The sequence below is a fragment of the Paraburkholderia bryophila genome, from assembly GCF_003269035.1.
Classification (GTDB): Bacteria; Pseudomonadota; Gammaproteobacteria; order Burkholderiales; family Burkholderiaceae; genus Paraburkholderia; species Paraburkholderia bryophila.
The window spans coordinates 44,417-56,491 of the sequence record NZ_QLTK01000012.1; the positions used below are offsets into that span (position 1 = coordinate 44,417).

Annotated in this window: 10 protein-coding genes; 6 read left to right on the forward strand and 4 right to left on the reverse strand. The window is 62.8% G+C overall.

The annotated features are described in order from the left end of the window. The first annotated feature begins 301 nt into the window (after positions 1 to 301). Positions 302 to 2,161, forward strand: a complete 1,860-nt coding sequence (locus tag BX591_RS18565) for a phosphoenolpyruvate carboxykinase (GTP) (RefSeq protein WP_111932831.1) — start codon at positions 302 to 304, stop codon at positions 2,159 to 2,161. 106 nt (positions 2,162 to 2,267) lie between these two features. On the opposite strand, the gene BX591_RS36140 is transcribed toward BX591_RS18565, so the two are convergent. Continuing rightward, positions 2,268 to 2,465, reverse strand: coding sequence for a hypothetical protein (locus BX591_RS36140; protein ID WP_146749784.1), 198 nt, complete (start codon positions 2,463 to 2,465; stop codon positions 2,268 to 2,270). 38 nt (positions 2,466 to 2,503) lie between these two features. On the opposite strand from BX591_RS36140, the gene BX591_RS18570 reads away from it, so the two are divergent. Beyond that, a complete protein-coding gene (locus BX591_RS18570; RefSeq protein WP_111932832.1) occupies positions 2,504 to 3,607 on the forward strand; it encodes a LysR family transcriptional regulator in 1,104 nt (367 codons plus the stop codon). A 194-nt stretch (positions 3,608 to 3,801) separates the two neighbouring features. Here the strand turns inward: BX591_RS18570 and BX591_RS18575 are convergent, their stop codons facing one another. The 3 genes from BX591_RS18575 to dprA all read right to left on the reverse strand — a co-directional run bounded on the left by BX591_RS18575 (position 3,802) and on the right by dprA (position 8,464). Then, on the reverse strand, positions 3,802 to 6,489 hold the full coding sequence (locus tag BX591_RS18575; protein WP_111932833.1) for a DNA topoisomerase III: 2,688 nt from the start codon (positions 6,487 to 6,489) through the stop codon (positions 3,802 to 3,804). Between the two features lie 255 nt (positions 6,490 to 6,744). After that, the gene (locus tag BX591_RS18580; RefSeq protein WP_111932834.1) at positions 6,745 to 7,122 is read right to left on the reverse strand and encodes a thioredoxin family protein; all 378 of its coding nucleotides are present in this window, start codon (positions 7,120 to 7,122) and stop codon (positions 6,745 to 6,747) included. 67 nt (positions 7,123 to 7,189) lie between these two features. Then, positions 7,190 to 8,464 carry a DNA-processing protein DprA gene (gene dprA / locus BX591_RS18585; RefSeq protein WP_111932835.1) on the reverse strand — a complete coding sequence of 425 codons (1,275 nt, stop codon included), beginning with the start codon at positions 8,462 to 8,464 and terminating at the stop codon, positions 7,190 to 7,192. Between the two features lie 243 nt (positions 8,465 to 8,707). On the opposite strand from dprA, the gene def reads away from it, so the two are divergent. The 4 genes from def to htpX all read left to right on the forward strand — a co-directional run bounded on the left by def (position 8,708) and on the right by htpX (position 11,954). Beyond that, on the forward strand, positions 8,708 to 9,211 hold the full coding sequence (def, locus tag BX591_RS18590; protein WP_111932836.1) for a peptide deformylase: 504 nt from the start codon (positions 8,708 to 8,710) through the stop codon (positions 9,209 to 9,211). Positions 9,212 to 9,242: 31 nt separating this feature from the next. Beyond that, on the forward strand, positions 9,243 to 10,238 hold the full coding sequence (gene fmt, locus BX591_RS18595; protein ID WP_111932837.1) for a methionyl-tRNA formyltransferase: 996 nt from the start codon (positions 9,243 to 9,245) through the stop codon (positions 10,236 to 10,238). Positions 10,239 to 10,351: 113 nt separating this feature from the next. After that, positions 10,352 to 10,993 (forward strand): LysE family translocator, encoded by a 642-nt coding sequence (locus BX591_RS18600; protein WP_111932838.1) that lies wholly within the window; start codon positions 10,352 to 10,354, stop codon positions 10,991 to 10,993. A 103-nt stretch (positions 10,994 to 11,096) separates the two neighbouring features. Beyond that, on the forward strand, positions 11,097 to 11,954 hold the full coding sequence (gene htpX / locus BX591_RS18605) for a zinc metalloprotease HtpX (protein WP_111932839.1): 858 nt from the start codon (positions 11,097 to 11,099) through the stop codon (positions 11,952 to 11,954). Positions 11,955 to 12,075 lie beyond the last annotated feature (121 nt).

The following is a 12,075-nucleotide window of genomic DNA, read 5'->3' on the forward strand; positions in this document are numbered from 1 at the left end:
TGCAGGACTGGCTGGATGCCTTACCGTAGAAGCTGCCGCGTAGAACGGCTGCGCCACGGAAAGGTCGATTGACATCGTTTTTAACAGTTTGTTGCGTGTTGAGGCAAGCCGCTTTACAGACGGTTGCAGACGACCGTCGGCGCATGTCTCCGCCCGGCAGGCTGTGTGGCCCTTGATGACCTGCACAATCGCGCGTCGGCTGACCGCAGTCTCCGGCGCCAAGAATTGAACGCCTCTCGCATGCAGCGTCCCCTTGGGCTTGTACCGTTTTTCTATTCGCTTTCAAAACGGAGACAAGTCGATGAACCATCCCTCATTCGAAGGACAGCCCGTAATCGAGGCGCCCGCGTGGGTCAAACACCGAAAGCTGCTCGACTGGGTCCAGCGTGTCGCCGCGCTGACCCGGCCCGACCGGATCGTCTGGTGTGACGGCTCGCAGGAGGAATACGACCGTCTGTGCGCGCAGATGGTCGAAGCGGGCACCCTCAGAAAGCTCAATCCCGCGAAACGGCCCAATTCTTATCTCGCATGGTCCGATCCGTCCGACGTGGCGCGCGTCGAAGATCGCACCTTTATCTGCTCGTCACGCCGTGAAGACGCGGGTCCGACCAATAACTGGATCGCCCCGGCGGACATGCGCTCCACGCTCGACGGTCTGTTCGACGGCGCGATGCGCGGCCGCACGATGTACGTGGTGCCGTTCTCGATGGGCCCGCTGGGTTCGCCGATCGCGCACATCGGCGTTGAATTGAGCGACAGCCCGTACGTGGTGACGAACATGCGCATCATGACGCGCATGGGTCGCCAGGTGTACGACGTGCTCGGCGAAGACGGCGAGTTCGTGCCGTGCGTGCATTCGGTCGGCGCGCCGTTGGCGGCCGGCGCGAACGACGTGCCGTGGCCGTGTAACGACACAAAATACATCGTCCATTTTCCCGAGTCGCGCGAAATCTGGAGCTTTGGCTCGGGTTACGGCGGAAACGCGCTACTCGGCAAGAAATGCTTCGCGCTGCGCATTGCCTCGACGATGGGCCGCGCCGAAGGTTGGCTCGCCGAACATATGCTGATTCTCGGCGTCACGTCACCGCAAGGGCGCAAGCATCACGTGGCGGCGGCGTTTCCGTCGGCCTGCGGCAAGACCAATTTCGCGATGCTGATCCCGCCGGAAGGCCTGAACGGCTGGAAAATCTCCACGATCGGCGACGATATCGCGTGGATCAAGCCGGGCAAGGACGGCCGCCTGTACGCGATCAATCCGGAAGCCGGCTACTTCGGCGTCGCGCCGGGCACGAGCGAAAAGACCAACTTCAACGCCATGGCGACGTTGAAAGAGAACGTGATCTTCACGAACGTCGCGTTGACCGACGACGGCGACGTCTGGTGGGAAGGCATGACGGACGAAGCGCCCGCGCACCTGATCGACTGGCAGGGCAAGGACTGGACGCCGGCCGCCGCGAAGGAGAGCGGCCGCAAGGCGGCGCATCCGAACGCGCGCTTCACGGCGCCGGCCGCGCAATGCCCTTCTATCGACGCCGACTGGGAAAACCCGGCGGGCGTCGCGCTCGACGCGTTCATCTTCGGCGGCCGCCGTTCCACGACCGTGCCGCTCGTCACCGAAGCGCGCAACTGGGTCGAGGGCGTCTACATGGCGGCGACCATGGGCTCCGAGACGACCGCCGCGGCGGCCGGCCAGCAGGGCGTGGTGCGCCGCGACCCGTTCGCGATGCTGCCGTTCTGCGGCTACAACATGAGCGATTACTTCAGCCACTGGCTGGAAACGGGCGACCGTCTGGCGCAACTGAACGCGAAGCTGCCGAAAATCTTCTGCGTCAACTGGTTCCGCAAAGGGGCCGACGGCAAGTTCGTCTGGCCGGGCTTCGGCGAGAATATGCGCGTGTTGGGCTGGATGGTCGGCCGTATCGAGGGCACGGCCGCTCAGGGTGAAGAGCATGCGTTTGGCGTCTCACCGCACTATGACGACATCGATTGGAGCGGGCTGAACTTCAGCCGCGAGCAATTCGAGCAGGTCATTTCCGTCGACGACGCGGCATGGCGCGACGAACTCGCGTTGCATGCCGAGCTTTTTGACACGCTGCAGCAAGGCTTGCCGGCCGCCTTGACGGAAGCTAAACGCTCGCTTGAACAGAAGCTCATTGCCTGATCACGTGAGCATTCACTTCGCATGGAGAGCCGCCTTCGGGCGGTTTTTCTTTGTCTGATGCCTTCTCCAGCTCGATTTTTCCGATTCCGCAACGTCGGAACGATCATTACGTCTGTTCGAACAAAAAAGACAGTGCAAGCTGCATTGCAGCAGATTGTTTCTTTTCTAGGAATAATGAGTGGTCATGCCCCACATTGGTGGGGACAGTCGCACAAAAATCGACAATATTTCCGCTTTCGCGGGCAACTTCTGCACGATTTCGCGAGTCGTAGGAGAATTCCAAGTTCGCTTCGCTGGTTTTCACCGATTGCCAGGAAGCCGTAACACGGCAGGAGTTGTCTTATGGATCATTTGCAGTCGATGCGAGTTTTCGTCAGAGTGGCGGATCTCGGCAGTTTTGCCCGCGCTGCGAGCGCGATGGATATTTCCAACGCAGTTGCCACCCGTCACGTTGCCGACCTCGAAGGTCGTCTTGGTACGCGGCTGCTCAATCGCACCACCCGCAGCTTGTCTCTGACCGAATCGGGTCAGGTTTATCTCGAACGCGCGCGCCAGATTCTCGACGAACTGGAAGACGTCGAGCAGATGGTGGTGGCGCGCAATCACGAACCCGTTGGTACGCTGAGAATCGTCGCGCCGGTGGTGTTCGGGTTGCACAACCTTGCGCCCGTGCTGCAAACGTACGCGGAGCGTTACCCGAAAGTCATTCCCGATGTCACGCTGGTCGATCGTCAGGTCGACCTGGTCGAAGAAGGTTTCGACGTGGGCGTGGTGATCGCGCGGCAGATGCGCAGCGCGAGCATCGTCACGCGGCGTCTCACCACGGGTTGCATGACGGTGTGCGCCACGCCGGCTTATCTCGAGAAGCACGGTACGCCGACGCGTCCCGAGCACCTGCTGGAGCATCCGTGCCTGAGCTTGCCGTCCGAGTATTGGGGCGACGAGCGTGTGTTCACGGGCCCGGAAGGCGAGGTGCGCGTACGGCCGTCGAACGTGATCGTGGCGAACAACACGGAAATGCTGCGGCAGTTCGCGTTGCTCGGCATGGGCATCGCGATTCTGCCGAGCTATCTGATCGGCCGCGACATGACGCGTGGCCGACTGGTGCGCTTGCTCGGCGATTATCGTTTGCCGCAGGTCGAGATCAACATTGCGTATCCGAGCCGCCGTCACTTGCCGGCGAAGGTCCGCACGTTCATCGATCATCTGGTCGAGCATTTCAGCCAGACGCCGAACAGCCTGCTCGGCGAACAGTGGATCAAGGACGGCCTTGGACGGCCCGACACGGCGTCGGCGTTCGAATCGACGGACCCTATGCCGCCGGAAGCATTCGACGGCGCAGAGCCGCTGTCTCGCCTGCTGGACAGCGAGTTATCCCCGATCCCGACCACGACATTGGGCAAGACGGCCACCCGTACGCGACCGACGGTTCTGTCGCCGCTGTAAGTGCGAGTGGATCGATCAGGCTCGGAAACCGGAGGCGGCGTGCAGTAGCCGCGTTCCGGTGGACAAAGAAAAAGGCGCAGTCACTTTATGTGACTGCGCCTTTTTTTACGTGGCATGTCGGAAACCTGGCGAATCTGAATCCATGAGTCAGGCTGGCTGGAAGCAAACGCCGCCTCCAGCCTTGGCGCTCCGGATCAGGAGCCGGTTTTACGCGCTACGGTTTTCCTGGCCGGTGCTTTCTTCGCCGCTGCGGCCGTTTTAGTGGCCGCCTTCTTCGCTGCAGGCGCTTTCTTCGCCGCGACTTTTTTGGCGGCCGGCACGGCCTTCACCGCGACAGATCCTTCGTCGTCGTCCGACTCCGAATCCGGCGCCGTTTTGGCAGCCGACTTCGCCGCCGCGGTTTTCGCCGCAGTCTTGGCGGATGGTTCCTTCTTCTCGAACTCGAAGCCGATCTTGCCGTCGTTCTGCTTGACGAGGAACGCCTTGAAGTTACGGCCAGTGCGCGACGACTTGAAGTTCGTCAGCAGGTCCGTGCGACCTTCTTCGAGCAGCTTCGCCATCTGTTCGCGGGACATTTCCTGCTGCAGGATCACCTTGCCCGAACGGAAGTCGCAGGTCTTCGGATTCGCGACCGAATTCTCGCAGACGTAGCTCATGCCGTGCTCGAACACGCGGCCCTTGCACTTCGGACACGCGCCGACGGACTGCTGGTCGGAGAAGTCAGGCGGTTCGCCGTCTTCGCCGCCAGAATCCTGACCGAAGTCGAACTCGAGCTTGTAGTTTTTGATCTCGTCGTCGAGCGACAGCTTCAGGATCGCCGAGAACGGTCGGCCCATCTTGCTGCGGAAACCCGACAGCGGTCCGATCGTCTTGTTCTGCAGCAGCTCTTCGACTTCCGGAATTTCGAACTGGCGTCCACCCGGAATCTTCGAGATGGAGAACTCGCACTTCGAGCAGGCGAAGCGCCGGTAGTTTTCCTTCACCTGACCGCCGCAATTCGGACACGGCGTTTCTAACGTCGCGTAGTCACCCGGGATCGTGTCGGAATCGTATTCCTTCGCGCGCTTGACGATGGTCTGCGTCATGCGGGCGATTTCCTGCATGAACGCGTCGCGCGGCAGGTTGCCGCGTTCCATTTGCGAGAGTTTGTATTCCCATTCGCCGGTCAACTCCGGCGCGGTCAGCTCTTTCACGCCGAGGCCGCGCAGCAGCGTCATCAGCTGGAAAGCCTTGGCGGTCGGGATCAGATCGCGGCCTTCGCGGATCAGATACTTTTCGCCGAGCAGGCCTTCGATAATCGCGGCGCGCGTGGCCGGCGTACCGAGCCCCTTGGCCGCCATCGCTTCGCGCAGTTCGTCGTCTTCGACGAGTTTGCCCGCGCCTTCCATGGCCGACAGCAAAGTCGCTTCGTTGTAGCGTGCAGGCGGCTTCGTCACCAGTTGCTGGGCGGCGATCTTGTCGGTCTTGACCTTCTCGTCCTTCTGCACCGGCACGAGGTTCGCGTCTTCGCCGCTGATTTCGCGGCCGTAGACCTGCAACCAGCCCGGCTCGACCAGCACCTTGCCTTCCGTCTTGAAGTGATGACCGACCACTTCCGTGACGCGTGTCGTCACGCGATACTCGGCGGCCGGGAAAAACACCGACAGGAATCGCTTCACGACCAGGTCGTAAAGCTTCTGTTCCGGCTCGGACAGGTTCTTCGGCGCCTGCGCCGTCGGGATGATTGCGAAGTGATCGCTGATCTTCGAGTTATCGAAGATACGCTTGTTCGGTTTCACCCAACCCTTGTCCAATACCTGCTTGGCGAACGGCAGATAGTTGTTGCTCTCCTTGAGCATGCCGAGCGTGTCTTTGACCGTATCCATATAGTCTTCCGGCAGCGCGCGCGCGTCGGTACGGGGATACGTCAGGACCTTGTGCTTTTCGTACAGCGCCTGGGCGAGGCCCAGCGTGTTCTTCGCGGAGAAGCCGAAGCGGCCGTTGGCCTCGCGCTGCAAGCTGGTCAGGTCGAACAGTGCCGGCGAGAGTTGCGTGGACGGCTTCGATTCCTCGCTGACCTTGCCGATCTGGCCACGGCAGGCGGCAACGATCGTTTCGGCCGCAGGCAGCGCCCACAGCCGCGAATCGCGTTTTTCCGGATCGAACTCGTCGCGCTTGAATTTCGGATCGAACCAGCGGCCTTCGTAGAAACCGGCCGCGCACACGAACTCCGCCTTCACTTCCCAATAGTCGCGCGGCACGAAGCGGCGAATCTTTTCTTCGCGCTCGACCACGATCGACAGCGTCGGCGTCTGCACCCGCCCGACCGTGGTCAGGAAGAAGCCACCGCCCTTGCTATTGAACGCGGTCATGGCCCGCGTGCCGTTGATGCCGACCAGCCAGTCGGCTTCCGAGCGGCAACGCGCGGCGTCGGCCAGCGGCTGCATCTCTTCATCGCTACGCAGACGGGCGAAGCCGTCGCGGATCGAGCCGGCCGTCATGGACTGCAGCCACAGGCGCTGCACCGGCTGTTTGGCTTTTGCGTGCTGCGCGATCAGGCGGAAAATCAGCTCGCCCTCGCGCCCCGCGTCACATGCGTTGATCAGACGGTCGACGTCTTTGCGTTTGAGCAGCTTGGTCAGCACCTTCAGGCGCGACTCGCTCTTGGCGATGGGATTCAGGTCGAAATGCGGCGGAATGACGGGCAGATTGGCGAAACTCCACTTGCCGCGCTTGACTTCATAGTCTTCGGGCGCGGCGATTTCCAGCAGGTGGCCGACTGCCGAGGAAAGGACGTAGTCGTCGCTTTCGTAGTATTCGTCATGCTTGGTAAAGCCGCCCAAAGCCTTCGCGATGTCGTTCGCGACGGAAGGCTTTTCGGCGATGATCAGTGCTTTGGACATGACTCGATGTGAGGTTGGTAGATCCGGGTTGATGGCCTTGAGTGCGCCGTTATTCGCGCGACCCTCGTTTGCGACCTTTGCGACCCATTAACGACCGCTTTATAGCACACGCCGCGAAGGCGACGTGTCAAGTGCCATAAAAGCGCGCCATCATAATTGCACGCTTCGCGCTCGGGCAAGTTATGGAAAACGCGCCGTGACCTGCCCGCAACGCCCGTGCCGCAAGGTCCGGCAAGGCGGTTTCCGGCTGGCCCATCAGGCTACCTGAAGCGCCGGCCGCAATTTCGGCGCGCCTTTGACGCCGGGCACCGCCGTCAGGTCCGACAACATCCGCTCCACAATCGCCGCCTGTGGCAATACCGTGCCGAAGAACCGTGTCGTAACTGAGTCTTCGATCAGGATGGTCGGAAAATTCTCGACGTCGAGATCGTCGAACCGGTCCGCATGGGTTTCAATGTCGATCCATGCGAAACAGATATCCGGGTGACGATCGGCCAGTTTGTCGAACGCTTCCCGATAATCGCGACAGGTTCCGCACCACTCCGCGCACAGGCAGGCAACGAACAGCGTGTCGGGCTCGTTGACGCGCTCGGCGATCCGGTCTTGGTCGGTGTCGAGGTTCAGCGCGGGCATGGTGGTTCCTTACGTACTTTGTCGAGTGCTTTGGCGCGAATGTAGCATGGTCGATCCGCGAAAGTGATCAACCCTGGTCAAGGCGAGGTCGCTCGTGGCTTGCCCGCATGAACCGGCCGCCGGGCAGCATGGTCACCTGGCCGGCGAGTTCGAGTTGCAGCAAGGTGGTTTGTAACGCGGTGTCCCCCATCTCGGTGCGGGCGGCAAGAATTTCAAGCGTGGTGGGGGAATGGCCGAGCGCGGCGAGAAGTTGCTGGGCCTCGGCGGTCGGCGTTTGCGCAGATGACGCCGCGGCCTGTGTGACCGCGCGCGCGGCGTCTTCGCGGGTTGCCGCGTGTTCCGCCGCTGAGGGCCCCGCGGGGTGAGCAGGCGCCTTCGGCGGTTCGACGCTTTCGCCAAAAAGCGTGTGCAGCGATGCCGCCGAGCCTGCCTTGACGGCCGGCCGCTGCGTGAAGCCGAGGTCTTCCAGTATTTCGTCCGGCGTCTCCACCAGCCTGGCCCCTTGCTTGATCATCCGGTGACAGCCTCGCGACAGCGGCGCGTGAATCGATCCCGGCAACGCAAAGATGTCGCGCCCCATTTCGTTGGCCAACCGCGCGGTAATCAGCGAGCCGGAGCGCATCGCCGCCTCTACGATCACGACGCCGCTGACCAATCCGGCAATCAGTCGATTGCGCTGCGGGAAGTTGGCGGCGCGCGCGGGCGTGCCGAGCGGCCATTCCGAGAGAATGGCGCCCTGCACCGCGATCTGCCGCGCCAGCGCGTGATGTGCCGACGGGTACACCAGATCCGCGCCGGTGCCGATCACGGCGACGGTGCCCCCCACGCCTTGCAGGGCGCCCCGATGCGCGGCCCCGTCGATGCCGAGCGCCAGCCCCGACACGATGGTCACCCCGGCCGCCGACAACGCCCGTGCGAACCGCTCCGCATCTTCGACGCCTTGCGGCGTTGCGCTACGACTGCCCACCAGCGCCACCGCTCGCGTATGCAGCAGATCCAGCCGGCCCTTTATATATAGCAACGGCGGCGGATCGGGCATGGTCAGCAGCGCCGGCGGGTAAGCGGGGTCGTCGAGCATGACGACCTGATTGCCGGGCAGGTCGCGCCAGGCGAGCACGGCGTCGAGCTGGGCGTCGAATTCCGGACCGGCCGGCGCCAACGCCGCGCGCGCCGCGGCCTCGCCGGCGACCGCCGCCAGCGCGGCCTGGGTTTCGTCGAATATCGCTTCCGGCAGTCCAAAAGCGGTCAACAACAGGCGCAGCGCCGCCGGTTTCAGACCGGGCGCGAGCGAAAGCCGCAGCCAGGCGGCGATTTCGAAATCGGTTGCAGGCAAGCTGTGCATTGCGAGTCGATCCTCCTGCAGGGCCAGCGGGCAGGCGGGCGCCATGCTAAAATTTTCATCATCCGAAATAACTGCAGCGCCGCGCCCACCCGCGCGGGCTCGTCGTCTAACGCACACGGCGCGTTGAATCGAACCGGTTCGACAGCATCTATCGTGTGCGTAACGCGGCGCGTCCACAACCTGGCCGAACGGCTAACGCGGGCCTCACAACGGCTGGCGGCGCCTAAAAACACACTCAAGATCATGGCTTTACTGAACATCCTCAATTACCCGGACAAACGGCTGCACAAGGTGGCGAAGCCGGTCGAAGCGGTCAACGACCGCATTCGCCGCCTGGTCAAAGACATGGCTGAAACCATGTATGCGGCGCCCGGCGTCGGTCTTGCCGCCACCCAGGTCGACGTGCACGAGCGCGTGATCGTGATCGACGTGTCGGACGATCACAACGAACTGCTCGCCTTCATCAATCCGGAAATCATCTGGTCGAGCGACGAAAGAAAGCTGTCGGAAGAGGGTTGCCTGTCGGTGCCGGGTATTTACGACAACGTCGAGCGCGCCGAGCAGGTGCGCGTGCGCGCGTTGAACGAGAAGGGCGAAACCTTCGAACTGGACTGCGAGGGTCTGCTCGCGGTGTGCATCCAGCACGAAATGGATCACCTGATGGGCCGCGTGTTCGTCGAGTACCTGTCGTCGCTCAAGCAGACGCGCATCAAGAGCAAGATGAAAAAGCTCGCTCACGCCATGTAATGCGCGTTCACCTCGCCACCCGTTCCCGTTCATGAGTCATTCGTTGCGCGTCATCTTTGCCGGTACGCCGGAGTTCGCTGCGGCCGCACTGGCCGCGATCCACGGCGCCGGCTTTCCGGTGCCGCTCGTGCTCACCCAGCCGGATCGGCCTGCGGGGCGCGGCATGAAATTGCAGGCAAGCCCGGTCAAGCGCTACGCCGAGGAGCACGCGCTGGCTGTTGCCCAGCCGCCTTCGCTGCGCCGCGCCGGCAAGTATCCCGAAGAGGCCGCTGCCGCGATCGAGCAACTGCGCGCCACGCCGCACGACGTGATGGTCGTGGCCGCCTACGGTCTGATCCTGCCGCAGGAAGTGCTCGATATTCCGCGGCTGGGCTGCATCAACATTCACGCTTCGCTGCTGCCGCGCTGGCGCGGCGCCGCACCAATTCACCGCGCGATCGAAGCGGGCGACGCCGAAACCGGCATCACGCTGATGCAGATGGACGTCGGCCTCGACACCGGCGCGATGATCTCCGAGGCTCGCACCGCCATTACCGGCGACGACACCACGGCCACGCTGCACGACCGTCTGGCGCAAGACGGCGCAAAGCTGATCGTCGAGGCGCTGATCGAGCTTGAGCGCAGCGGCAAGCTGGCCGCCACGCCGCAACCGGCGGACGGCGTGACTTATGCCGAAAAGATCGGCAAGCAGGAAGCCGCGCTCGACTGGCGCCGCCCGGCGAAGGTCCTCGCGCGCCAGGTGCGTGCATTCGACCCGTTCCCCGGCGGCCTAGGCACGCTGGAAGACGGCACTTCGATCAAGCTCTGGGCAGCGGTTCCCGTGATTGCCGCCAGCGCACAGGGCGCCAGCGCGCCCGGCGCGATCACCGAAGTGTCCGCCGAAGGCGTGCTGGTAGCCTGCGGCGAAGGCGCGCTGCGTCTCACGCAGTTGCAGAAACCCGGCGGCAAACGTCTGCCGGTGCGCGAATTCCTGGCCGGCTCGACGCTGGCTGCAGGTCAGCGTTTTCAACTCCCCGAAGCAAAATAACAGGCGCGCAGGGTCCTTGAACATCGTCCGTTCGGCCGATGCTCGAGGCCTCCGCCGCGACCCTGCCGCGCGTTAGAATCCTTCATGCGGTCCCCCCCGTTTCGAGGATTTTCATGTTCGGCATCACCCATTTCGAATTTTTCATCGTCGCGGTCTTTCTGTTGAACGTGACGCCCGGTCCGGATACCGCTTATATCGTCGGTCGCAGCGTCGCACAGGGTCGGGGCGCGGGATTGATGTCCGCGCTCGGCATCTCGGCAGGCTGCTGCGTCCATTCGCTCGCCTGCGCGTTCGGCCTGACCGCTCTGCTGGCCGCCTCGGCCACCGCGTTCACCGTCATCAAGTTTGTCGGCGCTTTTTATCTGATGTATCTCGGTGTGCGACTGCTTCTGGCCAAACCGGCAGTGGACCAGGCCGCAGGCGAAGCGCGCGCGGCCGGCGGCGCCAAGTCGTTGCGGCAGTTGTTCCTGCAAGGCTTCTGGACCAATGTGCTGAACCCCAAGGTGGTGCTGTTCTTCGTGTCGTTCTTTCCGCAATTCGTGACGGCCGGCAGCGACCACAAAGCGTTTGCATTCCTCACCCTCGGCGTCGTGTTCGTGGTGATGAGCATGATTTGGAACAGTTTCATCGCCTGGATCGCCGGTAGCGTGACAAAGCGTTTCTCCGGGCGACAGTCGCTGAAGAAATGGCTGGATCGCGGTGTCGGCAGCGCCTTTGTCGGCTTGGGCATCAAGCTGGCCACCGCATCAAGATGATTGAATTTTCCGCGCGAGCCCATATCTAACAATACGCTTACAATCAGGCGCCGCATGATGTGGCTTAGATATGAATCCCGCGTTAGGGCAAGGAGTAGCAGACATGTTCAATTGGGTCAAAACCGCGATGTTGATGGCCGCGATCACGGCCCTTTTCATCGTGATCGGCGGCATGATCGGTGGGTCGCGCGGCATGATGATCGCGCTCGTGATCGCGCTGGGTATGAATTTCTTTTCGTACTGGTTCTCGGACAAGATGGTGCTGCGCATGTACAACGCGCAGGAAGTCGACGAAACCAGCGCGCCGCAGTTCTATCGCATGGTTCGCGAACTGGCCACGCGCGCCAATTTGCCGATGCCGCGCGTCTACCTGATCAACGAAGACGCGCCAAACGCGTTCGCCACGGGCCGTAACCCCGAGCACGCGGCGGTTGCCGCAACCACCGGCATTCTGCGCGTGCTGTCCGAGCGTGAAATGCGTGGCGTGATGGCGCACGAACTGGCGCACGTGAAGCACCGCGACATTCTGATCTCGACGGTGTCGGCCACCATGGCAGGCGCGATTTCCGCGCTGGCCAACTTCGCCATGTTCTTCGGCAGCCGCGACGAAAACGGCCGTCCCACGAACCCGATCGCGGGTATCGCGGTCGCGCTGCTGGCGCCGATCTCCGGTGCGCTGATCCAGATGGCGATTTCGCGCGCGCGTGAATTCGAAGCGGATCGTGGCGGCGCGCAAATTTCGGGTGACCCGCAAGCGCTTGCTTCGGCGCTCGACAAGATTCATCGCTACGCAAGCGGCATTCCGTTCCCGGTGGCCGAGCAGCATCCGGCCACCGCGCAGATGATGATCATGAATCCGTTGTCGGGTGGCGGCATCGCCAATCTGTTTTCCACGCACCCGGCCACTGAAGAGCGTGTCGCGCGTTTGATGGAAATGGCGCGCACGGGGCGCTTCGAGTAACACCGCGCGGCGCCTATGCGCTGCGATGAAAGGCGAGTCCATGGACTCGCCTTTTTTATTCGAGGCCACGGCCAAATGCCTGTGCGCGGCACGAGCGGCGGGCCGCCACGCCCGCCACGCT